The sequence below is a fragment of the Halorubrum sp. Hd13 genome, assembly GCF_002252755.1.
GTDB lineage: Archaea > Halobacteriota > Halobacteria > Halobacteriales > Haloferacaceae > Halorubrum.
The window spans coordinates 90,040-112,471 of sequence record NZ_NHOY01000105.1 but is presented as its reverse complement, the minus strand read 5'-3'; the positions used below and the strand labels follow the sequence as shown (position 1 = coordinate 112,471).

Genomic DNA, 22,432 nt, shown 5'->3' with positions numbered 1-22,432 from the left:
CGGCGAGGACGCGGAGGACGTTCGGATGGTCGGGGAGCGTCGCGTCGCCCGCCCCGTAGCCGACGGCGTCCACGTCGAGCGGTGGGAGCCGATCGACGCCCTCGGCGACGGCGGCCAGTATCGCGGCCCCGGTCGGCGTGAGCAGTTCGCGGTCGACGGGGCCGCCGACCACCGAGAAGTCCGCGGCCGCCGCGATCTCGGTCGTCGCGGGCGCGGGGACCGGGTAGACGCCGTGGCTCATCTCGACCTCGCCGCCGCCGGTCGCGACCGGCGTGGTGAGGACGCGGTCGGGGTCGAGGTCGTTCAGGAGGAGCGCCGCCCCGACCACGTCGGCGATCGCGTCGTCCGCGCCGACCTCGTGGAAGTGCGTCTCGTCGAGGTCGGTGCCGTGGACCGACGCCTCGGCGCGACCGAGGCGCTCGAAGGCGTCGAGCGCGAGCGACTCGACGGACGCGGGGAGGTCCATCGACTCGACGAGCGCGACGACCTCGGGGTAGCTGCGGTGGACGCCGGCGCCTTCGGCGTGGCCGTGGGCGCGTTTTCGATCGCCGTCCTCGTCGTCGTCCCCGTGGTCGTGACCATGATCGCGGGTGTGGCTGTGACCGTCCCCGTGGTCGTGGGTATGGCTGTGACCGTCCCCGTGGTCGTGGGTATGGCTGTGACCGTCCCCGTGATCGTGGTCACTCTCGGGATCGACCTCGTGACCGCTCTCTGCGGGTCGGCCGGCGTCGCGCACCTCACCGTCGCGACCCTCGTCGTCCCCCGACTCCGCGAGTAGCACGTCGACCGTCGTCGCTCGGATCCCCTTGTTCGTCGTCTCCCCGACCTCGTACCGAACCGGGAGCCTGTCGGTCACGGGCGAGAGGGCGTCGGGGTCGGCGCCGGCCGCGATCAGCGCGGCGCAGATCATGTCGCCGGCGGCGCCTGTCCGGCCGTCGAAGACGAGCGTTCGCATGGCGGACCGGAGGCGAGCGCGGGACATATACCCCGTGATCCGGGACCGGACGTCGGGACCGTCGTCGACGGCGACGGCGGCGCTACGAGGCCTCGGCGGCCGCGAACAGGTACAGTTCGCCGAGCACCAGCGCCCCGATCACCGAGAGCGGGACGACGAGGACGCCGCCGGCGTCGAGCGCGTACAGTCCGAGGCCGACGAGCGCGCCGGCCGCGAGGAACGCGACCCGAGAGAGCAGCGAGCGCATCGGCCCCGAGAGCGAGTCGAACACACCCGAACGTCGGTTCGAGCGGTCAAAAAGCGTCCGTCGCGATCCCCTCCGGATCGACGGCGAAAACGCACGCTTACGACGGCGTTTTACGTCGGGGGTCCGTACCATGGCACATGATGACACAGTCCGCCGCAGGCCCCGGTTCTCCCGGACCGGCCGGCGGCACCGCCAGGGGCAACAGGCTTATTCCCGAACCGGATGGAGATACGGGTAACCCCCGCGAGGAATCATGAACGAAGTCCAACTCGAAGTGGCGAAGGCGTACCCGAACGACTCGGGACGCGGCATCGCCCGCCTCGACCCCGACACGCTGTTGCACCTCAAGCTCTCGCCCGGCGACATCATCGAGATCGAGGGCTCGGAGACGACCGCCGCGAAGGTCTGGCGCGCCGACCGCCAAGACTGGAACACCGACACGGTCCGCGTCGACGGCTTCACGCGGCAGAACGCCGACGTCGGTATCGGCGAGCGCGTGACCATCCGGAAGGCCGAGGCGGAGAAGGCCGACAAGCTCGTGCTGGCCCCGCCGGAGGAGGCGTCGGTCCAATTCGGCTCCGACGCCGCCGGCATGGTGAAACGTCAGATCCTCAAGCGGCCGGTCGTCGAGCGCGACATCGTGCCGGTGATGTCCTCGACGAACCACCCGTTCATGCGGTCGCCCGGGCAGGCGATCCCGCTGATCGCGGTGGAGACCGAGCCCGACGGCGTCTGTCTGATCACCGAGGACACCGAAGTCGAGCTCCGCGAGGAGCCGATCTCCGGATTCGAGAAGACGGGCGGCGGGATCACCTACGAGGACATCGGCGGCCTGCAGAAAGAGATCCAGCGCGTCCGTGAGATGGTCGAACTGCCGATGAAACACCCGCAGATCTTCTCGAAGCTCGGGATCGAGCCGCCGCAGGGGGTCCTCCTGCACGGTCCGCCGGGCACGGGGAAGACCCTGCTCGCGAAGGCCGTCGCCAACGAGACGTCGGCGTCGTTCTTCTCGATCGCCGGCCCGGAGATCATCTCGAAGTACTACGGCGAGTCCGAACAGCAGCTCCGGGAGATCTTCGAGGACGCGAAAGAGGAGAGCCCGAGCATCATCTTCATCGACGAGCTCGACTCGATCGCGCCCAAGCGCGAGGACGTGACGGGCGAGGTCGAGCGCCGCGTCGTCGCGCAGCTCCTCACGATGATGGACGGCCTCGAGACGCGCGGGCAGGTGGTCGTCATCGGGGCGACCAACCGCGTGGACAGCGTCGACCCGGCGCTCCGCCGCCCCGGCCGGTTCGACCGCGAGATCGAGATCGGCGTCCCCGACGAGACGGGCCGCAAAGAGATCCTCCAGATCCACACCCGCGGAATGCCGCTCTCGGACGACGTCTCCCTCGACCACCTCGCCGACGAGACGCACGGCTTCGTCGGCGCCGACATCGAGAGCCTGACGAAGGAGGCCGCGATGAAGGCGCTCCGGCGCTACCTCCCCGAGATCGACCTCGACGACGAGGAGGTGCCGCCGAGCCTGATCGACCGGATGATCGTCAAGCGCGACGACTTCTCCGGCGCGCTCACGGAGGTGGAGCCGTCGGCGATGCGCGAGGTGCTCGTCGAGCTCCCGAAGATATCGTGGGACGACGTCGGCGGGCTCAGCGAGGCCAAAGAGCAGGTCCAGGAGTCGGTGGAGTGGCCGCTCACCTCGCCGGAGAAGTTCGACCGGATGGGCGTCGACGCGCCGAAGGGCGTCCTGCTGTACGGCCCGCCCGGCACCGGGAAGACGCTGATGGCGAAGGCCGTCGCCAACGAGACGAACGCGAACTTCATCTCGGTTCGGGGGCCGCAGCTGCTCTCGAAGTGGGTCGGCGAGTCGGAGAAGGCGATCCGGCAGACCTTCCGGAAGGCCCGGCAGGTGAGCCCGACGATCATCTTCTTCGACGAGCTCGACAGCCTCGCGCCCTCTCGCGGCCAGGAGATGGGGAACAACGTCTCCGAGCGCGTCGTCAACCAGCTGCTCACCGAGCTCGACGGGCTGGAGGACATGGGCGACGTGATGGTGATCGGGGCCACGAACCGCCCCGACATGATCGACCCCGCGCTGCTTCGCTCTGGCCGGTTCGACCGGCTCGTGATGATCGGCCAGCCGGACCAGGAGGGCCGCGAACAGATCCTCGACATCCACACGCAGGACACGCCGCTCGCGCCCGACGTGAGCCTCCGCGAGGTCGCGGAGATCACGGACGGCTACGTCGGCTCCGACCTCGAGGGGATCGCCCGCGAGGCCGCCATCGAGGCGCTACGCGACGACGACGACGCCGAGGAGGTCGAGATGAAGCACTTCCGGCGCGCCATGGAGTCGGTGCGGCCGACCGTCAACGACGACATCCTCTCGTACTACGAGGAGATCGAGAAGCAGTTCGGCGGCGGCGGCGAGACGCTCCGCGACACCGGCGGCCGGATCGGGTTCCAGTAGCCGACGGGGTCTCCTGACCCGTCCGTCCGCGCCGACCGTTTTTGCGTCCGGGGCGCGTATCGCTGTCCGATCATGTCCGAAGACGTCACCGTCGACGTGGAGGTCGAAGTAGAGGTGGACAGCGACGAGCTGGAGATCGAGCGCGACGACGCCGAACTCGTCGAAGCCAGCTACGAGGCCGGCGGCATCGAGATCGAAGTCGAGGCTGAAGTAGAGACGCACGGGGGCGGCCACGAGGACGACTCCGACCACGAGGACGAAAATCTCGACTCCGACCACGAGGACGAAAATCTCGACTCCGACCACGAGGACGAAAATCTCGACTCCGGCCACAGCGACCACGAGTAACCGCCAGTTTCCCTCCCTGATGCCGATCCGTCTGGCGTCTCGTTCCGCTCCTTTTAACCTCGACAGCGACCAAGCAGGGCCATGTCCCAGCCGCGCGTCCCGGGCGGTGACGAGAACACGCTGGAGCTGCCCTGCGGACAGACGATAGCGGCCGGCGAGCTGGACCTCGGGATGCGCGAGTTCGAGTGCGACTGCGGCGAGACGCACGCGGTCGTGATGGACGTGCACCCACCGGAGCGCTTCCTCCCCGACTTCCTCGTCGAGGTCCTCCGCGAGGCGATCGAGACGACCAGCGAGGAGATGCCGGAGTTCGACACGCCGCACCTGCTCGGCGTCGTGCTAGAGGAGTTCCCGGAGGCCGTCGTCGCGTACGACGCCAGCGAGAACGCGGACGTCGGCTACGCGATGACGTGGGTGGCCGACTTCGACTCCCGGCGGCTCCACGAGATCGTCGTCGAACTTGTCGTCGAACTGATGGAACACGCCGTGAGCCACGCCGACGACGACGAGGCGCTCTCGGCGTTCGAAGCGGAGATGGTCGAGTTCGACGTGACCGAGTTCGTCGAGCAGTACCGCGCCGAGCGCGACTTGGAAGCCGAAGACCCGTACGCCTGACGGCCGACGGGTGAAAGGAGGACGGGACGAGACGGCCGAAGCCCTCCGAATCCGCGGTGAGCGTCCGTTTCGACGTTCGTGTCAGACAGTTGTCCGACTCCTGTCTCACTGAAGCCTATATGTCGCCCTACCGTACGTGAGACGTATGAGCGGCGGCGAATACGACCGATACGACCGGATCCGCAGCGTGCTCGCCGAGGCCGACGAGCCGCTGACGGCGCGGGAGATCCTCGCGCTCGCCGACGAGTGCGAGGAGATCGACAGCCCGCACCGCGTCGCGACCGTGCTGGGCCGGTGGGCCGAGCGCGGCGAGGTCGAGGTCATCTCGGACCGCCCGTACCGGTACCGGCTGGAGACCTGACCGCGGCGGTGCGGCCGGGGCGATCCCGGCGGCGAGGTCGCGGCGCCCCCGCCGGCGAACGAGGGGACCGCAGTCAATCCGGCCCGAACCGGAGCGCGCCGTCCGTCGGGTCGAGCGTCGCGACCGCGCCGATCGGGAGCGGGAACGACGGGTCCGTGTGGCCGAAGTCGTAGCCGAACCCGACCGCCGCGTCGGGGGCGTACCGTTCCACCTCGCGAGTCACGACGCGCTCCAGTTCCGCCGGGTACTCGTTCGGGTCCGGGTCCCACTCCAGGGTCGGCGCGTTCGTCCGCGGACGACCGACGAGGACCCCGTCGAACCGCTCCAAGAGCCCGCGCTCGCCCATCGCGCGGAGGGTGTAGCCGACCTCGCGCGGCGGGGGCACGTCCTCCGAGGTCTCCAGCGCGAGGACGGCCTCGTCGAGCCGCTCGGGGTCCGGCAGGTATCGGCCCGCCTGGAGGTGCCACTTCACGATCCCGAAGGAGCCGCCCCACACTCGGCCGCGGACGGGGTCCTCGGGATCGGCGTCCGGACCGACCCACGTCGTCGGCCCCGGGTTCTCGCGCCACGCGCGCGCCTCGCCCGTCTCGAAGTCGAACCAGTCGTCGGTCCACTCGTCTGCCGGTTCGACGGCGCCGAGGGAGTCCTCGAACAGCGCGCGCCGGAGGTGCCGCTCGGTGTAGGGATGTAGCTCTGGGTCACAGACGAGGTCCGGGTGGATCCCGAGCCCGTAGCTGACGATCCCGCGGTTCCAGAGGAACAGCCGGAGGTTGTCGTTGTCGCTGTACCCGAAGAAGCGGGTCGGATTCGCGGCGAGCGCGTCGCCGTCGAGGTGCCGCAGGACGCGAATCTGGTCGTCGCCGCCGGTGTACGCCATCACGGCGCCGATCTCCGGGTCGGCGAAGGCGTCCTCGACGTCGGCCGCGCGCGCCGCCGGCGACGCCGGCTCCTCTCGATCGGGGTCCGCGGTCGGGAACACGCGCGTCTCGACGCCGAGGGCCGAGAGTCGTTCGCGGCCGATCCGGAGCTTCGTCGCCTCGGCCGGCCGCGAGGGCGCCACGACCGCGAGCGCCTGGTCGTCCCCGAGCGGCGGGGGCGTCGTAAACGACATGCTGGCGGCTTGCGTCCGACGTCGGCATAAGTCACCGGGTCGTGTGCCAAACCGTCTCGCGTGCTATGTCTCGACGTACCTTGCGAAAATCGCAAACTCGCTGCGAGATTCGTATTCTATCGTCGGCCTTATTACGATGAGCGTACTCCGTCGCGATAATGAGCGAGGACCGGACCATTCTACTCATCGGTAGCGGGCCGATCCAGATCGGACAGGCGGCGGAATTCGACTACTCCGGCGCACAGGCGTGTCGCGCCCTCCAGGAGGAGGGGGCCCGCGTCGTGCTAGTGAACTCGAACCCGGCGACGATCATGACCGACCCGGAGACCGCGGACCGGGTGTACATCGAGCCGATCACGCCGGAGGCGATCGCCGAGGTCATCAGGATCGAAGAGCCCGACGGCGTCATCGCCGGGCTCGGCGGCCAGACCGGACTCAACGTCACCGCCGAGCTCGCCGAGGAGGGGATCTTGGAGGAACACGACGTCGAGGTGATGGGGACGCCGCTCGACACCATCTACGCGACGGAGGACCGCGACCTGTTCCGTCAGCGGATGGAGGGCCTCGGGCAGCCGGTGCCCAAGTCGACGACCATCTCGCTGGACGAGGGCGAGTCGGTCACCGACTTCGACGAGGAGGCGTTCCGCGGGCGCGTCCGGGAGGCGGTCGACGCGGTCGGCGGGCTCCCCGTCATCGCCCGCACGACCTACACGCTCGGCGGCTCGGGCTCCGGAGTCGTCGACGACTTCGAGAAGCTCGTCGAGCGCGTCCGCAAGGGGCTCCGCCTCTCGCGGAACAGCGAGGTGCTTATCACGGAGTCCATCGCGGGGTGGGTCGAGCTCGAGTACGAGGTGATGCGGGACGCCGACGACTCCTGTATCATCATCTGCAACATGGAGAACATCGACCCGATGGGGATCCACACCGGCGAATCGACGGTCGTCACCCCGTCCCAGGTGATCCCCGACGACGGGCATCAAGAGATGCGCGACGCCGCGCTCGAAGTCATCCGCGACCTCGGTATCCAGGGCGGCTGTAACATCCAGTTCGCGTGGCACGACGACGGGACGCCGGGCGGCGAGTACCGCGTGGTGGAAGTGAACCCGCGCGTCTCCCGCTCCTCGGCGCTCGCGTCGAAGGCGACTGGCTACCCGATCGCCCGCGTGACGGCCAAGGTCGCGCTCGGCAAGCGCCTCCACGAGATCGACAACGAGATCACCGGCGAGACGACCGCAGCCTTCGAGCCAGCCATCGACTACGTGGTGACGAAGGTGCCGCGCTGGCCCATCGACAGGTTCGACGACGTCGACTTCGAGCTCGGCACGGCGATGAAGTCCACCGGCGAGGCGATGGCGATCGGCCGGAACTTCGAGGAGAGCCTCCTGAAGTCGCTCCGCTCGTCCGAGTACGACCCCGCCGTCGACTGGGCGACCGTCGACGACGACACGCTGGAGACCGAGTACCTCGAACGCCCGAGCCCGGACCGCCCGTACGCGATGTTCGAGGCGTTCGACCGCGGCTACACGGTCGCGGACGTGGAGGCGCTGACCGGGATCAAGCCGTGGTACCTCGAACGGTTCAAACGCGTCAGCGACTCCGCGCAGGCCGCTCAGGACGGCGAGTTCGCGCAGGCGGCCACCGCGGGCCACACGAACGCCGAGATCGCCGCCCTCGCCGGCGGCGTCGACGTCGATGCCGTCGAGGAGGACGTCCCCGGTCGGACGTACAAACAGGTCGACACCTGCGCCGGCGAGTTCGCCGCCGAGACCCCGTACTACTACTCCGCCCGTCAGTCGGAGTTCAACCGCGGACCGCTGAAGGGCGACGCCGCGGCCGGCGAGCTCGTCGTCGACAAGAGCGTCGACAGCGTGGTCGTCGTCGGCGGCGGCCCGATCCGCATCGGGCAGGGCGTCGAGTTCGACTACTGCTCGGTCCACGCGATCCAGGCGCTGCGCGAGCTCGGCATCGAGGCGCACGTCGTCAACAACAACCCCGAGACCGTGTCGACGGACTACGACACCTCCGACGGGCTGTTCTTCGACCCGATATCCGCCGAGGAGGTCGCCGACGTGGCCGAGGCGACCGGCGCCGACGGCGTGATGGTCCAGTTCGGCGGACAGACGTCCGTGAACATCGGCGAACCGCTCGAAGCCGAGCTGGAACGCCGCGGGCTCGACTGCGAGATCATGGGGACGAGCGTCGAGGCGATGGACCTCGCCGAGGACCGCGACCGCTTCAACGTCCTGATGGACGAGATGGGAGTCGCCCAGCCGAAGGGCGGCACCGCGACGAGCGAAGCGGAGGCGCTGGAGCTGGCCCACGACATCGGCTACCCCGTCCTCGTCCGGCCCTCGTACGTCCTCGGCGGTCGCGCCATGCGGGTCGTCGAGGACGACCCGGAACTCGAGGAGTACATCGAGGAGGCCGTCCGGGTCTCCCCCGATAAGCCGATCCTGATCGACCAGTTCCTCGACGACGCCGTCGAACTGGACGTCGACGCCGTGGCGGACGGCGAGGACGTGCTCCTTGGCGGCGTGATGGAGCACGTCGAGAGCGCGGGCGTCCACTCGGGCGACTCCGCGTGCATGATCCCGCCGCGCTCGCTCGACGAGGAGACGATGGCGCGGGTCCGCGAGGTCACCGAGGACATCGCCCGCGCACTCGACACGGTCGGCCTGCTCAACGTCCAGCTCGCGGTGACGGGCGTCGGCGACGACGTCGACAGCGAGGTGTACGTGCTGGAGGCGAACCCGCGCTCCTCGCGGACGGTCCCGTTCGTCTCGAAGGCCACGGGCGTCCCGATCGCGAAGCTCGCCGCGAAGGTGATGACGGACGACCTGACGCTCGCCGACCTCGACGCCGACGAGCAGATCCCCGAACACCGCAGCGTGAAGGAGGTCGTCCTGCCGTTCGACCGCCTGCCGGGCTCGGACCCGCGGCTCGGCCCCGAGATGAAGTCGACCGGCGAAGTGATGGGCACGGCCCGGTCGTTCGGCAAGGCGTACGACAAGGCGCAGGACTCCACCGGCAAGCCGATCCCCGACTCCGGCACGGCCGTCGTCGACCTCTCCGCGGAGGAGTTCCCGGACCCCGACACCGAGGCCGGCGAGGCGCTGGTCGAGGGGTACGCCGAGCACTTCGAGCTCTCGACGGCGACGGACCTGATCGAGGCCGCGAAGCGCGGCGAGATCGACCTCATCGTCTCTCGGCAGCGCGAGCTGCTCGAAGTGGCGGTCGAAGAGGAGATCACCTACTTCTCGACGCACGCCTCGGCGAAGGCCGCGCTGGAAGCGATCGCGCACGCCGACGACGACCTCGACGTGATGGCCGTCTCCGACCGGCCGAAGCGCGTCGAGAGCTGGGGCGCGAGCGAGTAGAGACGGACCGGCTCCCCGGCGCTATCTGCGCTGCCCGGTTCCACCGAACGATTCCGCCCGCGCCGAACGTACTGATTCGCGATGACCGGACGTCGACCGGTCGCGGGACGCGGCTTGAGAGCGGGTCTCGCGTCACCGAATCGCGTTCGATGTTTTAAGTCCCGACGCCGTGTTCATACCTACATGTCACGGGAGGCGGCGAGAGACGCGTTCGCCGTCCTCGCCGTGCTCGTCGTCATCGCGCTCGTCGTCGGTCAGCTCGCCGGACAGCCGGTGTTTCTGGGATACGTCACCTCCGGAAGCATGGCGCCGACGCTGGAGGCCGGGGACGGGTTCGTCGCCGTGCCGGCGGCGGTGTCCGGCCCCGTCGACGAGGGCGACGTCGTCGTCTTCGAGGCGCTCGAACTCGACGGCGGCGGAACGACGACGCACCGCGTCGTGGGGACGACTCCGGACGGCTACCTGACGAAGGGCGACAACAACCCGTTTCGGGACCAGGACGGCGACGAACCGCCCGTCACCGACGACCGGATCGTCGCGACGGCGCTGCAGGTGAACGGCGACGTGGTGCGGGTCCCGGGACTCGGGACCGCGATCACGGGGCTCCGAGAGGCGGCGACGGGCGCCGTCGTCGGGCTCGCGACGGCGGTCGGTCTCGACTGGTCGCCGGACCAACGCGGGCTCACAGGGCTGTTCATCTCCGTCGGACTCGCGCTGTTCCTCGTCGTCCTCGTCGACGACCTCCGGAACAGCGGGCGGCGGACGCGGAGCCGCGACCGGTCGCGGGGCGACGACGGGCTCGACGCTCGCTGGGTCGCGCTCCTCCTGGCGCTGTTGATACTCATTCCGGCCAACGCGGCGATGATCGCGCCCAGCGGCACGCATCACGTGACCGTCGACGGCGACGACCTCCCGGCGGGCACGGCTCCCGGCGGGCAGGTCGAGAACGGGTTCACCGCGGAGAACAACGGGCTCATCACGATGCTCGTCGTGCTCGAAACGAGCCATCCGGAGAGCGAGTTCGACCGGAATCAGTTGGCCGTTCCGCGGGGGGAGTCGGCGACGGCGACGCTGTCGACGACCGCCCCGGGACCCGGAGAACGCGCGACGGTCGCGGTCTCCGAACACCGGTACTTCCTCGTGGTTCCGCCCGCCGTGATCCTCCGGCTCCACTCGATCCATCCGGCCGTCGCGGTGGGAGCGTTCAATCTGTTAGTGCTCGGGAGCATCGCCACGCTGCTGGGGGCGCTCGTCGGATCGGGATCGAAGCGAGTTCGAGAGCCGAGACGCGGCGCGTCGCTCAGCGTTCAACTTCGGCGGTTGTTTAAATAGTGTATGAAAGCCATTTCAATACTCTACTGAGATTGAGCTCTTAATTCGAAGTAATCAATCTGTATTGATTGGTTACTGCTGTCGGTCGCTTCAAAAATGATATATAGTTCGTCCTTATATTTTTTAATATCCGCAGATGTATCAAACTCAATTATCGTCGTTCCGTTTTTGCCCAACATTGCGTTGTTACCTTGGGTGCTTGTTAGCTTGTTACTCTCGCCATCCCTAGGAGCAGCCAAATACGCCGACCAATTTCCTCCCCTATTGCCCACTTCAACTAATAACTCGTATGGGCCGTTGAAGGAGACGGGTGGCAGAGCATACCCGACTTTCGATTTGACCGAAGACCCCGATGAAATTTTCGCGTAGTCATCGACACCTCTGTTCACGTTCTCGGGTTGACTGATAGTCCCCACAGGATCATTCGGGAGGTTTGCATTACCCTTATCCCTATCCCTGTAATTGTTTGTAGCCCCGTAATCGTAGCAATCAAACTCAACTGAGGAGGTATCGCGTGATGCGCTAATAATGAAATTTTCTGTCTTAGAAACGGCCGTAAACTCCAATTTTATTGTACGTTTCCCGACAAGTCTGCTCGTCTCGTCAGAGCACTCCACTTTCACGTCAAACGGATTTCCATCGCCGATAATGCTTGCGTCGATTGGCTCCTCTGTTCCATCGATGCTCGCGGTAACGTTGATATCGTTCGAGTCGAATGCCTCGGCGTTGTCCGTTATCTGGTATACGCTGACCGAACTGTTGAGCCCGATTGTCGTGTCTGAGGAGTTATCACTGAACTGCAACACCGCGTCATCACCACCCGCGTTAACCTCGACGTCTCGATACGCGGAGATCTGCGTCGATCCGCCGGTCCCGAACAGCAGGAGTCCGCCGCCGCTGGCGAGGGAGCCGACGGCGGCCCGTCGCGTCCACTTCTTGTTATCGCCCATCTCTGAGCTCCGGCGGCTTCCCGTCGCTGCCGAGGTTCATCTCCCGGTTCTGGAACACGTGGAACGCCGCGGAGGCGGTGAACAACACCGCGATTACCGCCGCCCACGCGAGGCTCGGCACCGATTCCGGAAAGACGCCGGCCCAGACGGCGGCGACGAGGCCGAGCGAGACAGCACCGAGACCGAGGTAGTACTCGGCCCACGGGATCGAGTCCCCGGGCACGACGTCGACGTACACGTCGAGGTCCTGCGCCTCTTCGGTCAGTTCGATCGTCCCGCTGTCGTGGGTGATGATGCCCGCGCGCTCTAACTTCGGGATGTGGTTCTGCTGTATCGAACTGTACGCGAGGTGCCGCTCGCTGGAGGTGATCTCGGAGACCGATTTGTCGTTCTCCCACGCCGCGACCTGCTCGGCGACGTCCGAGAGCTCTGTGGTGCCGTCCTCGTTATTTATCGCGTGGAGGGCGTATCGTCTTCGCGGGTTACTTAAAATATCGTAAATTTCGTTCTTTGAAATATAATCTTTCGTAGATGATTTGATAGTACTCTGATCGAGACTCATTAGCCACACAATAATGCCGTATTATACCAACTTCTATCGACTAACGAGCTACTCATTATGTATAAAATATATACCCCTAGACATAAAAACTCTCCCACACCTGAAGCGGCTCGCTCGCGGTAACGAACTGGTTCCAGTTCTCCTATTCTCCGATGGTGATTATCAGGTCCTCTGTCTCCTTACTAGCGGTTCCGGTCTTGATGCTACCGACTTCGGTCACATTAGCTGAACTGTTCTTGGAATACTCACTGACGTTCCCGCTACCGATCCCAGTGAGTAGCCCGTTGTCAGTATTATTCTTCGAGAACGAGACCTTGACCTGGCCGTTTCGAACAATTCCAAAGAGATCAGACTCTTCGATACTTGCGTTCTGCGGCAGTTCCCTTCCCTCCGGTCCGAATACGATTGTGACATCGTTGGCGACGAGGCTCACGTAATTTCTATCGACTGTGTCGTACGTGTCGTCAAACACAGGGAACAGCGACCGGCCATCGTAAGTATTGCCATCACTACCATTTCCCTTTACAGTGACATTACTCGATTCGGTGTTCACGAGGACGTCGGCGGTGCCAGATTCACCGAGTATAGCGTTCGCGATATCGTCTTCGATGTCAGCCACATCTTCTTCACCAATCTGTTCCCCAATAGGCTCAGAAGACGGATTATCATTCAGGTCTATGACCCCATCGCTGATGTAGCTACTACCGATTACGTTCACTTCCACCGCGCGCTGCGCTTCGACCGTGGTGAACGCTCCCGACCCGAACGCCGCACCAGTTCCGACGCCGATCATCCCGATGGCCCCCAACACGCTTCTGCGATTCAGCTTCATTGTTACGTCATCTGCTTGGTCGGATACCCACTTACTATTAGGCCGCGTTAGCGGGTTTTAGGCCGTCATTGAAGACGATTTCCCGCCGTAACGCCCGCAGTTAGACGATTCAACGCGACGCTGAAACGCCTAACGCGGTTCACTACTAACACCGTCGGTGGCATGGGCCCTACCGTGAGCGTACGGGCCGCGCCGATGCCGACGATAGCGACGATGCCGAGTAGCCTCGGCCCTGTCGTCGCGCGGCGAGACCCGACCCGGACGACGAACTCGGTGGGAACATGAACCGCGCCATCGTCGCGCTCGCCGTGGTCGTCGTGCTGCTCGGGGGCGGAGCCGCGACCGGGGCCTCGTTTACCGACGGCGACGAGGTCGCGACGGACTCCGGCGTCTACCTGTCGCCCGCCGACAGCGAGAACGCCGACAGGTACGTCGCGTACGACGACGCCGGCGAGCTGCGGCTCCGCTTCGGATCGGTCCCGCCGGACGCGCGGACGAGCGTCGACGACCTGTTTCTCGTCGGGTTCGCCGGCTACGAGGGCGACAAGACCGGGGAGAACGCCACGACCGTCCGGATCGAAACCGAGACGGACCGGGTGACGCTGTACCGGATGGACACCGGCGAGCGCGTGACGGGCGGCGAGCTCACGTTGCGACCGAACTCGTCCGTCACGCTCGGCGCGACCGTCCCGCCGACGGTCGGGAGCTACGCGGAGATCGTGCGTTTCACCGTCGACGTCCCAGAGGACGGGTCGGGATCCGAGACGAGTCCGGATGACGGTGGAGCGGATGGCGGTGGGGCCGGTGACGGCGGGACCGGTAGTGACGGCGGGACCGGTAGTGACGGCGGGACCGGTGACGATGGAACAGGTGACGGTGGGACGGACGGGAGCGGAACCGCCGGCGGCGACACCGGGACGGGGGACGCCGACGGCGAGACCGGTGGCGACGACGCTGACGGGCCGGTCGGATCGGTCGACGGCGACTCCGACGCGGAATCCGGCGGCTCCGCCGACCAGGCCTCCGGCGCTGACGACGAGGGGCCGACGGCCGAGCCCGCCGGCATCCGGTTCAACGGGGTGCCCGTCGCGTGGTCGCTGTTCGCGGGCTTCCTCGCGGGGCTCACGAACTACCTCGTCCAGACCCGGATCAGGGACGTGCTCCCGGCGCTGAAGACGGAGCGGTCGAACCGCAGGGAGCGCGTGCGGAACGTCCTCGCCCGAGAGGCGGTGATCACGGTTGCCGTGATAGCGCTCACCGTGCTGGTGGCGGGCGTCTTGTCCAACGCCGGAATCACCGGGATCACGCGGCTCGTCGCGACGCTGGCGTTCTCGGCGATCGTCGGCACCGTGTCCGGGGCACGCGGCCTTCCGGACCTCACAGAGCGCCGTTAATCGCCTCCGGCCACGGTTCTCACAGCGCTTCCAGCGTCGATCGCTCGACGTCCGTCGCCGGCATCGGCTCCCCGCCGTACTCATCGACGAACGCCGTCACGTCCGCCTCCTCGCTGAACGGGATCAGCTCCGGCCCCATCGCGCCGACGACCTCGCTACGCGCGACGACGGTGAGATCGGTCGTTCGCGAGAACGCCTCGCTCTCGACGTGCGAGGAGAACATGACGTCGGAGCCCTCCTCGAACACCTCTTGATCGACGAGCGAGTAGTCGGTGAGGAACGTCGCCAGCGGGGTCCGTCCGGCGTCCTCGGCGTCGAACCGGTAGGTGTACGTGCAGGTGCTGCTGCAGAACTGCCCCGGTCGCCCGCCCTCGGGCTCGTCGTCCTCGAAGTGGACCTGTCCGACCGGCCCGGGGTGGTCCTCGATTATCATTCCGCACTGGTCGCAGGCGCGCTCCCCGTCGAGCGAGATCGGCGTGATCGACGCGCTCTCTTCGCCGAGACAGCCGGCGGCCGCGAGCGCGATCCCCGCGCCGACTCCGGAGAGCAGTCGCCGACGCGACGTCGACGGATGCTGGTGGTCTCCCATGCGTAACAGTTGCTGAACCATCGTTTTAGACCCTCTGGACCGATTCAATCCCCCGTTCGAGGAACGAACCAGATCGGATAAACCCCGGGAGAAATAAACGTCACCGTGACGAGATTCGACCCCTTCGGCGACCCGTCGCTCCCGGTCCGGCTGGCGCTCGCGGCGCTCGTCCTCGCCGCCGCGGCGGCGACAGCGGGGGCGTTCGTCGCCGATCCCGAGACGGCGGCGCCGTCGCCGGTCGCCTACGACGACGTCGTCGAGCTCGGCCTCTCCTCCGAGACGGACGCGCTGATGGCGGGATCGGCGACGATTCCGCGGACGCAGGTCTTCTACTCGCAGCTCCAGTACGTCGTCGGCTACAACGGCGTCGAGTCGTTCGCGGCGGCGCTCGAGGACGACCGGGCGGAGCGGCAGTTCGGCTACCCGGTCGTCGCCTACGTCGAGACGTTCGACGACGCGCGGCCGGGGACGACCGAGCGCGGCCTGTTCGACGCGGAGCTGGCCGGCGAGTGGACGCCGGCGCCGGAGGCGGTGTACGTGGTCGGGAGCGACGCCCGGAGCCCGGCGGGGGAGACGGTCGTCCCGTTCCGCGAGCGAGCCGCCGCCGAGGCGTTCACAGCCGACCACGGCGGGCGGGTGATCGACTGGGGCGCGGTCCGGGACCGGTCGTTCGACACGGACTCAGCGGCGGCGGTGCGCGGGATGGCCCCCGACCGCTGGACGGCGGCCGACCAGCGGATCGCGGCCGCCGACCGGCGCGCCGACCGACCCGTCTCCGTCGTCGTCGGCGAGGACGCGCCGACGATCGGGGCGGCGCTCGCGGCCGCGCCGGCGAACACGACCGTCGCCGTCCCGCCGGGCACCTACGAGGAGACCCTGACGGTGAACGAGTCGGTCACGATCGCCGGGGAGGACGCGCGCATACGCGGCGACGGGAACGGCTCGGTGATCACGGTGCGAGCGCCGGACGTGGCGATCACCGGGGTCGCGGTCGACGGCAGCGGGAACGAAACGCGCGACCCGGATGCGGCGCGATCGGGCCGCGACCCCGAGGGCGGGGCGTGGGACACCAACATCCAGCTCGGGTACGGCCACGGCGACGCGGGGATCCGCGCGATCGACGCGCCCGGGCTGTTCGTCGACGACGTGACGATCGAGGCGAGCGCCAGCGGCATCCTCCTCCGGGACGGCTCCGACGCCGCGGTCCGCGACCTCCGCGTCAACGGGACGGAGGAGTGGCAGGACGGGTTCATGGGAATTACTGGCATGCAGTCGCGGGTGACGGTGACGGACAGCGAGTTCGCGGGCGGCCGCGACGGGATCTACCTCCACCGCGCCGACGACTCCGTCGTCCGGAACTCCGAGTTCGCGGACAACCGCTACGGCGTCCACCTCATGTACACGAGCGACGCGCTGATCGCCGACAACGCCTTCCGAGACGAGCTCTTCGGCGGGGTCACGGTGATGACGCGCCCCTCGGGCAACGCGATCGTCGGCAACGACGTCCGGAACTCCAGCGCGGGGATCCAGGCCTCGGGGACCAGGGCGTACATCGGGTACAACACCCTCGTCGGCAACGAACTCGGCTTCTCGACCAGCTCGCGCGGGTCCCTGTACGAGCGCAACGTCGCCGCGAACAACGAGCTGGGGGCCCGCGCGACCACCGTCGTCCCGTCGAGTCGGGTCGTCGAGAACGACTTCGTCGCCAACGCGGACCACGCGGCCGCCGGGGCGGGCGCGCTCAGGGTCTGGGCCGACGGCGGCCGCGGGAACTACTGGGAGGGCGCGAACGTCGGGATCCACGACCCCGGCGAGCGCGCGTATCGACCCACCTCGCCCGTCGACGGCGCGCTCCACCGCGAGGTCGCCCTAGTCGCCGTGCGCGAGTCGCCGGCGGTCGCCCTCCTCGACCGCCTCCGCGGGACGGTCCCCGGCGCGCGTTCGGGGAGCATCATCGACCCCGCCCCGGCGACGGAGCCGTACGCGTCCGACCGGGTAGCGGCGGCGCTCGACCCGGACGCGGGACCGGTCCACGCCGACTGGCGCGCCCGGTCCGGCGGCGGAGAGGGAGATAGAAACGCGACCGGGTCGAACGCGATCGGGACGAACACGAACGCACCGAACGCGACGAAACGCGGGGCCGCGACGAGCGGGGTGGCGGATGTCTGACGGCCTCGTCGCGAGCCTCTCCGGGGCGGCGCGGACGTACGGCGGCGTCCGGGTGCTCGACGACGTTTCGCTCGACGTCGAGCCCGGCGTCACCGCCGTCGTCGGCCCGAACGGCTCTGGGAAGTCGACGCTGCTGCGAGTGCTCGTCGGCGCGACGGAGCCGACCGCGGGCGAGGTCCGGTACACCGGTGCGACCGGGCCGAAGCCGATCGGCTACCTCCCCCAGCGGGTCCCGTTCCGGGACGGGTTCACCGCCCGCGAGACGCTCGCGTTCTACGCGCGGCTCGTCGGCGACGACCCGGACGCGGCGCTGGAGCGCGTCGGCCTCGGCGACGCGGGTGACAGGCACGTCGAGGCGCTCTCGGGCGGCATGCGTCGGCTGTTGGGCATCGCGCAGGCGGTCCTCGGGGACCCCTCGCTCGTGGTCCTCGACGAGCCGGCGAGCGGGCTCGACCCCGGGATGCGCGAGCGCGCGTTCCGCGCGGCCGCGAACCGCGCCGACGGCGACACCGGGGTCGTCGTCTCGTCGCACGCCCTCGACCTCGTCGACGCCCACGCCGACCGGATCGTGATCCTGCGTCGGGGACGGGTCGGCGCCGCGGGCCCCCTCGATCCACTGCTCGACGAGCACGGCGCGGCCGACGCGAGCGAACTCTACCGCGCCGTGGTCGGCGAGCCCGGCGCGAGTCGGGGCGCCGCGGACGCCGGCGACGCGACGGAGGGAGACGGCGAGCGCGAGGGGAGCGACGGCGAGGGCGACGAGGACGCGGAGCCGGACGTCCACGTCACGGGGGTCTCGGACCGATGAGCGGCCGCCTCGCGGGAGTCTCGACCGTGTTCCGGCGCGAGATCGCGACGGTGGTCCGTACTCCCGGCTACGGCGTGCTGGCGGTCGGCCTCCTCGCGGCCCTCGGCGGCCTCCTCGCGGCCGGTGGCGGCGGCGCGACCGGCTTCGTGCCGGCGGTCGTGGACCTGCTCCTCCCGACCGAGGCCCTGGTCCCGCTGGTCGCGGTGGTGTTGGGCTACCGCGCGCTGCTGACCGATGCCGCGAGCGGCGAGCTCGCGGTGATCCGGACGTACCCGGTCCGCGTCGGCGAGTACGTCGCGGGGGTGTTGCTCGCGCGGCTGGTCGCGCTCGTCGCCGCGGTCGGCGTCCCGTACGCGGCTATCGGCGCCGTCGTCTGGCTGACCGCCGCGCCGGACACGGGGATCTTCGCGACCCACACCGGCGTCGACTCGCCGCTGCTGTACCTGCGGTTCCTCGCGTTCGTCCTCCTCCTCGGCGCGGCGTACGTGTCGCTCGCGGCGGCCGTCTCCGCGCTCGCCGCGAGCCGCCGCAGCGCGATCGCGCTCGGGAGCCTCGCCTTGGTGGCGGGCGTGCTCGGCGGCGACCTCGTCCTGCTCCGATCGCTCGCCGCCGGGGCATCACCGACGACGGTCCCCGCGTCGATCGCGCTCGCTCCCAACGGGGCGTTCCGCGGGCTCGTCTTCGAGCACGTGATCGGCGTCGCCTTCGCGCCGGAGGGCGGGTTCGTCTCGACCGGCCGGGCGGTCGCGTCGCTGGTCGGGTGGACGCTCATCGGGGCCGTCGTCGCGGGCGTCACGCTCGCCTACGGGCGGCGCGTCGACGCGGCGGTCGAGCGCGTTCGCCGCGAGATCGGGGACTGAGCGGCCGCGTGAAGCGGCCCGCCGATCAGTCGGCGGTCGTGTCGTCCCCGACCGACCCCGGGGCGTACGCGTACACCGCGTAGAGGACGACCGCGGCGATGAGGAAGTCCAGGCTGTGTTCGACGTAGTGGTGCACCGGCATCGGGACGACGCCGAGGACGGTGCCCGCGCCCACGACCGAGCGGGCGAGGAGGGCGCCGACCGCGACGCTTATCAGGCCGTACTGGGCGCTCCGCCGGCGGCGGTAGGCGACGAGGCTCACGAGGAAGAGCAGCCCCGTTCCGAGGCCGGCGACGAACACGACGCCGAGCAGCGGCAGCGAACCCTCGACGCCCCATCCGCCGGCGGTCGCGCTCGCAGTCGCGGTCGCGCTCGCAATCTGGCTCGCGAGAATCGGACTCACGTTCTCGGTGTCTACTGCGGCGAGCGACAAGAATACTCCCCCGGCCGCTCCCACGCGGAGAGAACGCGCGGGCTCGTTTTAGGTGCCGATCCGGTAGCTCCAAGCGAGCACCAATGCCGGAGACCAGAGTCCGGGTTCGCCGACACGTCCGCGACACGCCGGGCGTCCACTTCAACCGGGTGAGCCGCGACCTCGACATCGCCACCGGGCAGGCGCAGTACCACCTGTGCCGGCTCGTCCGGGACGGCGAGGTCGCCGTGGAGCGGATCGGCGGCCGCGCCCACTACTTCGATCCGGCGTTCGACCCGTGGGAGCGACGGGCCGTCGCCTTCCTCCGCCGCGAGACCGCCCGCGAGATCCTCGTTCGGCTCCACGCCGAGGGGGCGACCCGCCCGGCGACGCTCGCGGCGGAGTTGGACCTCGCGCGGAGCACCGTCTCGTGGCACGTCTCGAACCTCGCCGAGAGAGGGATCGTCGAGAAGTCCGACGACCGGCCCGTGCGCGTCTCGCTCGCGCGTCCCGAGCGGACCGCGGCGCTCCTCGACGAGGTGTCGGCATCGCTCCCGGACCGGATCGTGGACCGGTTCGTCCGGACCGTCGACGACCTGTTCGAGTAGCCCGCCCTCGCGGTCGCGGTCCGACGCCGTGACCGCGCTCCCCGCCGCCGGTAGATCGCGGGCCCCCGTTCGCCGATCGCACCAGATCCGTTAGGGCCGCCGCGTGCGTGGGTTCGGACATGCGCGAACTCGGGGGCGGCGTCGGCTCGCTCGGGGCCTCGCTCGCCCCCGCGACGGCGACGTGCGAGCCCACCGGAACGATCCACTCGGCGGAGCCGCTGAGCCTCGGCGTCTTCCTGCTCGTCGGCCTCCTCGGCGGCGCGCACTGCCTCGGCATGTGCGGACCGCTCGTCTCCACGTACGCGGACCGGATGCGCGAGGGCGCCGCCGACGGGCGAGCCGGCGGCCGGGACGACCTCACCGTGCGACAGGTGCGCCAGCACGCGCTGTTCAACCTCGGACGGACCGCCAGCTACGCCGCGATCGGCGGGCTGTTCGGCCTCGCCGGGAGCCTCGCGTTCGTGACGGGCCGCACCGTGACGACGGTCGCCGGCGACGTCCACGCGCTCGCGGGGATCGCGGTCGGCGGGGTCGTCATCGCGATCGGGGCGCGGTACGCGCTCCGGCTGGAACTCCAGCGGATCCCGGTTCCCGGTCTCGACGCCGCCGCCGGAGCGGTGACCGGTCGGATCGTGCCCCGCGTGGACGCGTGGGTCGGCAGCTGGCGGATCGTCGGGCTCGGCGCCGCCCACGGCCTCCTGCCGTGCCCGCTCTTGTACCCCGCCTTCCTGTACGCGTTCGTCTAGGGGAGCGCGCTCGGCGGCGCGGCCGCGCTCGGCGCGCTCGGCCTCGGCACCGTCCCGGCGCTGTTCGTCTTCGGCACCGCGTTCGGCGCCGTGAGCGTCGAGACCCGCATGCGGATCCACCGGGCGCTGGGCGTCGCCTTCGTCGCGCTCGGGTACATCCCGCTCCAGCACGGGCTCGCGACGCTCGGCGTCCCGCTGCCGCACCCCCCGATCCCGTACTACTCGCCGTTATAAATCCCGCGAGCGACGAGCCGCGTTCGACGGGCGCACCAGACCGGTTATGCGAGCGCGGTCCGACGACTTCGGTATGCAACGGCGAGCGGTGCTCGGCGGGATCGCTGCGGCGACGACCGGCGCGGTCGCCGGCTGCGCCTCGGTGCTCGGCGACGAGCCGGAAGGGGTCGTGCTCGGCCCGCAGGAGGACCAACTCGCGGACAGCGAGGATCTCGCGTATCCCGCGTACGGCCAACCACTCCCCGCGTTCGAGCTTCGGGACCCGATCGCGGGGGTGACGATCGACAGCGAGGCGCTCGATCGGACCGCGATCGTGACCGGGGTGTTCACCACCTGTCCCGTCGAGTGCGGGATCCTCCTTCGACGGCTGGTGGGCGTCCAGCGGCGGGTCGCCGACGCGGGACTGACCGACGAGACGGCCTTCCTCCCGATCACCTTCGACCCCGAGCGCGACGACGCGGCGACGCTTCGGGAGAACGCCGAGACGATCGGCGTGAACCTCGACAGCGGCAACTGGCACTACCTCCGCCCGGAGACGCCGGAGCGGGCGAAGGCGGTCGTCGAGGACCGGCTCGGGATCGGCTTCGAGCGGACGACCGAGAGCGAGCGACTCCCCGGGTACGACTTCACCCACGTCGTCGTCACCATGCTCGTCAATCCCGACGGGATCGTCGAGCGCGCGTACCGCGGCGAGCGGATCGACCGCGACCGCGTCGCCGGCGACATCGAGGCGGTCGCCGACGCCTTCGCCGCGGAGTGACAGCGGGGGAACGCACAAGCCATCCGCTCCCCTTCGAGTCGGTATGAACGTGGACGTGCTGCTGTACGACGGCTTCGACGAACTGGACGGGATCGGTCCGTACGAGGTGTTCGACTACGCGCTGGAGTACGCCGGAGAGGGGGACGACCCGGCCGGGCGCGTCCGGTACGTGACCCTCGGCGAGCGCGACTCGGTGACCGCGAGCCACGGGACGCGCGTCGGGGTCGACGGGACCCTTCCCGAGCCGGACGCGGACGACGTCCCCGACCTGTTGCTCGTTCCGGGCGGCGGCTGGAACGCGCGCGACGCGGAGGCGAGCGCGTGGGCGGAGGCGCGGAAGGGGGACGTTCCCCGCGCGCTCGCGGCCCACCACGCGGCCGGCACGCGGATCGCCTCGGTATGCACCGGGTCCATGCTGCTCGCGGAGGCCGGCGTCACCGACGGGCGGCGCGCGGTCACCCACGCCGGCGCGATCGACGAGCTGCGCGAGTCGGGCGCCGAGGTCGTGGACGCGCGCGTCGTCGACGACGGCGACCTGCTCTCCGCGGGCGGTGTGACCTCCGGGATCGACTTGGCCCTGTACCTCGTCGAGCGGGAGTTCGGCGGCGACGTCGCCGACCGGGTCGCGACGGTCATCGAGTACGAGCGCCGCTACGAGGTCGCGGGCGGGGGCGGGGGCGACTGAGTCT

The 22,432-nt window shown here is 69.0% G+C and carries 21 protein-coding genes and 1 pseudogene; 14 read left to right on the top strand and 8 right to left on the bottom strand.

From position 1 onward, the window contains the following. Together larC and DJ81_RS14240 are read right to left on the bottom strand one after the other, a co-directional pair. Window positions 1-955 (bottom strand): LarC family nickel insertion protein (gene larC, locus DJ81_RS14245; protein WP_141212592.1); only part of this gene is annotated, 955 nt, incomplete at its 3' end. Between the two features lie 82 nt (window positions 956-1,037). Beyond that, window positions 1,038-1,226: a hypothetical protein gene (locus DJ81_RS14240; protein ID WP_094523760.1), complete on the bottom strand. Its 189-nt coding sequence runs from the start codon at window positions 1,224-1,226 to the stop codon at window positions 1,038-1,040. Between the two features lie 229 nt (window positions 1,227-1,455). Here DJ81_RS14240 and DJ81_RS14235 point away from each other — a divergent pair, with 229 nt between their 5' ends. From DJ81_RS14235 to DJ81_RS14220, 4 genes are all read left to right on the top strand, one after another. Continuing rightward, a complete protein-coding gene (locus DJ81_RS14235; protein WP_094527967.1) occupies window positions 1,456-3,675 on the top strand; it encodes a CDC48 family AAA ATPase in 2,220 nt (739 codons plus the stop codon). A 72-nt stretch (window positions 3,676-3,747) separates the two neighbouring features. Continuing rightward, entirely contained in the window at window positions 3,748-4,023 is a 276-nt protein-coding gene (locus DJ81_RS14230) for a hypothetical protein (protein WP_094590246.1), read from the top strand. Between the two features lie 81 nt (window positions 4,024-4,104). Continuing rightward, window positions 4,105-4,638, top strand: a complete 534-nt coding sequence (locus tag DJ81_RS14225; protein ID WP_094523757.1) for a DUF5815 family protein — start codon at window positions 4,105-4,107, stop codon at window positions 4,636-4,638. Window positions 4,639-4,783: 145 nt separating this feature from the next. After that, a complete protein-coding gene (locus DJ81_RS14220) occupies window positions 4,784-4,999 on the top strand; it encodes a hypothetical protein (RefSeq protein ID WP_094523756.1) in 216 nt (71 codons plus the stop codon). A 73-nt stretch (window positions 5,000-5,072) separates the two neighbouring features. Here the strand turns inward: DJ81_RS14220 and DJ81_RS14215 are convergent, their stop codons facing one another. Further along, a complete protein-coding gene (locus tag DJ81_RS14215; RefSeq protein ID WP_094590244.1) occupies window positions 5,073-6,110 on the bottom strand; it encodes a S66 peptidase family protein in 1,038 nt (345 codons plus the stop codon). Between the two features lie 158 nt (window positions 6,111-6,268). Between DJ81_RS14215 and carB the strand changes: the two genes are divergently transcribed. Both carB and DJ81_RS14205 read left to right on the top strand, forming a co-directional pair. Continuing rightward, on the top strand, window positions 6,269-9,487 hold the full coding sequence (gene carB, locus DJ81_RS14210) for a carbamoyl-phosphate synthase large subunit (protein WP_094590242.1): 3,219 nt from the start codon (window positions 6,269-6,271) through the stop codon (window positions 9,485-9,487). Between the two features lie 183 nt (window positions 9,488-9,670). Beyond that, on the top strand, window positions 9,671-10,819 hold the full coding sequence (locus DJ81_RS14205; protein WP_094590240.1) for a signal peptidase I: 1,149 nt from the start codon (window positions 9,671-9,673) through the stop codon (window positions 10,817-10,819). A 23-nt stretch (window positions 10,820-10,842) separates the two neighbouring features. Here the strand turns inward: DJ81_RS14205 and DJ81_RS18865 are convergent, their stop codons facing one another. The 3 genes from DJ81_RS18865 to DJ81_RS14195 all read right to left on the bottom strand — a co-directional run bounded on the left by DJ81_RS18865 (window position 10,843) and on the right by DJ81_RS14195 (window position 13,163). After that, window positions 10,843-11,769 carry a hypothetical protein gene (locus tag DJ81_RS18865; RefSeq protein WP_141212591.1) on the bottom strand — a complete coding sequence of 309 codons (927 nt, stop codon included), beginning with the start codon at window positions 11,767-11,769 and terminating at the stop codon, window positions 10,843-10,845. Continuing rightward, window positions 11,759-12,331, bottom strand: a complete 573-nt coding sequence (locus DJ81_RS14200; protein WP_094590238.1) for a hypothetical protein — start codon at window positions 12,329-12,331, stop codon at window positions 11,759-11,761. Before DJ81_RS14200 ends, DJ81_RS18865 begins: the two co-directional genes overlap by 11 nt. A gap of 142 nt (window positions 12,332-12,473) precedes the next feature. Continuing rightward, entirely contained in the window at window positions 12,474-13,163 is a 690-nt protein-coding gene (locus DJ81_RS14195) for a hypothetical protein (RefSeq protein WP_094590236.1), read from the bottom strand. Window positions 13,164-13,444: 281 nt separating this feature from the next. Here DJ81_RS14195 and DJ81_RS14190 point away from each other — a divergent pair, with 281 nt between their 5' ends. Next, the gene (locus tag DJ81_RS14190; protein WP_094590235.1) at window positions 13,445-14,557 is read left to right on the top strand and encodes a hypothetical protein; all 1,113 of its coding nucleotides are present in this window, start codon (window positions 13,445-13,447) and stop codon (window positions 14,555-14,557) included. A gap of 19 nt (window positions 14,558-14,576) precedes the next feature. Here the strand turns inward: DJ81_RS14190 and DJ81_RS14185 are convergent, their stop codons facing one another. Then, window positions 14,577-15,146 carry a nitrous oxide reductase accessory protein NosL gene (locus DJ81_RS14185; RefSeq protein ID WP_094590234.1) on the bottom strand — a complete coding sequence of 190 codons (570 nt, stop codon included), beginning with the start codon at window positions 15,144-15,146 and terminating at the stop codon, window positions 14,577-14,579. 105 nt (window positions 15,147-15,251) lie between these two features. On the opposite strand from DJ81_RS14185, the gene DJ81_RS14180 reads away from it, so the two are divergent. Genes DJ81_RS14180 through DJ81_RS14170 form a run of 3 tightly spaced genes read left to right on the top strand, consistent with a single transcriptional unit; the run spans window position 15,252 to window position 18,983 of the window. Beyond that, a complete protein-coding gene (locus DJ81_RS14180; protein ID WP_094590233.1) occupies window positions 15,252-17,315 on the top strand; it encodes a NosD domain-containing protein in 2,064 nt (687 codons plus the stop codon). Then, entirely contained in the window at window positions 17,308-18,123 is an 816-nt protein-coding gene (locus tag DJ81_RS14175) for an ABC transporter ATP-binding protein (RefSeq protein ID WP_094590231.1), read from the top strand. The genes DJ81_RS14180 and DJ81_RS14175 overlap by 8 nt, the downstream gene beginning before the upstream one ends. After that, window positions 18,120-18,983, top strand: coding sequence for an ABC transporter permease subunit (locus tag DJ81_RS14170; RefSeq protein WP_094590229.1), 864 nt, complete (start codon window positions 18,120-18,122; stop codon window positions 18,981-18,983). The genes DJ81_RS14175 and DJ81_RS14170 overlap by 4 nt, the downstream gene beginning before the upstream one ends. A gap of 25 nt (window positions 18,984-19,008) precedes the next feature. On the opposite strand, the gene DJ81_RS14165 is transcribed toward DJ81_RS14170, so the two are convergent. Further along, window positions 19,009-19,377 (bottom strand): hypothetical protein, encoded by a 369-nt coding sequence (locus tag DJ81_RS14165; protein ID WP_241881518.1) that lies wholly within the window; start codon window positions 19,375-19,377, stop codon window positions 19,009-19,011. 122 nt (window positions 19,378-19,499) lie between these two features. On the opposite strand from DJ81_RS14165, the gene DJ81_RS14160 reads away from it, so the two are divergent. The 4 genes and pseudogenes from DJ81_RS14160 (at window position 19,500) to DJ81_RS14145 (ending at window position 22,428) form a co-directional block, all read left to right on the top strand. After that, window positions 19,500-20,003 carry a winged helix-turn-helix transcriptional regulator gene (locus DJ81_RS14160; RefSeq protein WP_094590227.1) on the top strand — a complete coding sequence of 168 codons (504 nt, stop codon included), beginning with the start codon at window positions 19,500-19,502 and terminating at the stop codon, window positions 20,001-20,003. A gap of 119 nt (window positions 20,004-20,122) precedes the next feature. After that, window positions 20,123-20,983, top strand: a pseudogene (locus DJ81_RS14155) (sulfite exporter TauE/SafE family protein). A gap of 73 nt (window positions 20,984-21,056) precedes the next feature. Next, complete coding sequence (locus DJ81_RS14150; RefSeq protein WP_094590225.1) at window positions 21,057-21,743, top strand: SCO family protein; 687 nt, start codon at window positions 21,057-21,059, stop codon at window positions 21,741-21,743. A gap of 43 nt (window positions 21,744-21,786) precedes the next feature. Continuing rightward, window positions 21,787-22,428: a DJ-1/PfpI family protein gene (locus DJ81_RS14145; RefSeq protein WP_094522479.1), complete on the top strand. Its 642-nt coding sequence runs from the start codon at window positions 21,787-21,789 to the stop codon at window positions 22,426-22,428. The last annotated feature ends 4 nt before the right edge of the window (window positions 22,429-22,432 follow it).

Coding starts and splice junctions, on each gene's coding strand:
- DJ81_RS14235 (WP_094527967.1), top strand. CDS start 1,456: ATGAACGAAGTCCAACTCGAAGTGGCGAAGGCGTACCCGAACGACTCG.
- DJ81_RS14220 (WP_094523756.1), top strand. CDS start 4,784: ATGAGCGGCGGCGAATACGACCGATACGACCGGATCCGCAGCGTGCTC.
- DJ81_RS14160 (WP_094590227.1), top strand. CDS start 19,500: ATGCCGGAGACCAGAGTCCGGGTTCGCCGACACGTCCGCGACACGCCG.
- DJ81_RS14205 (WP_094590240.1), top strand. CDS start 9,671: ATGTCACGGGAGGCGGCGAGAGACGCGTTCGCCGTCCTCGCCGTGCTC.
- DJ81_RS14145 (WP_094522479.1), top strand. CDS start 21,787: ATGAACGTGGACGTGCTGCTGTACGACGGCTTCGACGAACTGGACGGG.
- DJ81_RS14195 (WP_094590236.1), bottom strand. CDS start 13,163: ATGAAGCTGAATCGCAGAAGCGTGTTGGGGGCCATCGGGATGATCGGC.
- DJ81_RS14175 (WP_094590231.1), top strand. CDS start 17,308: ATGTCTGACGGCCTCGTCGCGAGCCTCTCCGGGGCGGCGCGGACGTAC.
- DJ81_RS14230 (WP_094590246.1), top strand. CDS start 3,748: ATGTCCGAAGACGTCACCGTCGACGTGGAGGTCGAAGTAGAGGTGGAC.
- DJ81_RS14200 (WP_094590238.1), bottom strand. CDS start 12,331: ATGAGTCTCGATCAGAGTACTATCAAATCATCTACGAAAGATTATATT.
- DJ81_RS14190 (WP_094590235.1), top strand. CDS start 13,445: ATGAACCGCGCCATCGTCGCGCTCGCCGTGGTCGTCGTGCTGCTCGGG.
- DJ81_RS14150 (WP_094590225.1), top strand. CDS start 21,057: ATGCAACGGCGAGCGGTGCTCGGCGGGATCGCTGCGGCGACGACCGGC.
- DJ81_RS14170 (WP_094590229.1), top strand. CDS start 18,120: ATGAGCGGCCGCCTCGCGGGAGTCTCGACCGTGTTCCGGCGCGAGATC.
- DJ81_RS14225 (WP_094523757.1), top strand. CDS start 4,105: ATGTCCCAGCCGCGCGTCCCGGGCGGTGACGAGAACACGCTGGAGCTG.
- carB (WP_094590242.1), top strand. CDS start 6,269: ATGAGCGAGGACCGGACCATTCTACTCATCGGTAGCGGGCCGATCCAG.
- DJ81_RS14215 (WP_094590244.1), bottom strand. CDS start 6,110: ATGTCGTTTACGACGCCCCCGCCGCTCGGGGACGACCAGGCGCTCGCG.
- DJ81_RS14185 (WP_094590234.1), bottom strand. CDS start 15,146: ATGGGAGACCACCAGCATCCGTCGACGTCGCGTCGGCGACTGCTCTCC.
- DJ81_RS18865 (WP_141212591.1), bottom strand. CDS start 11,769: ATGGGCGATAACAAGAAGTGGACGCGACGGGCCGCCGTCGGCTCCCTC.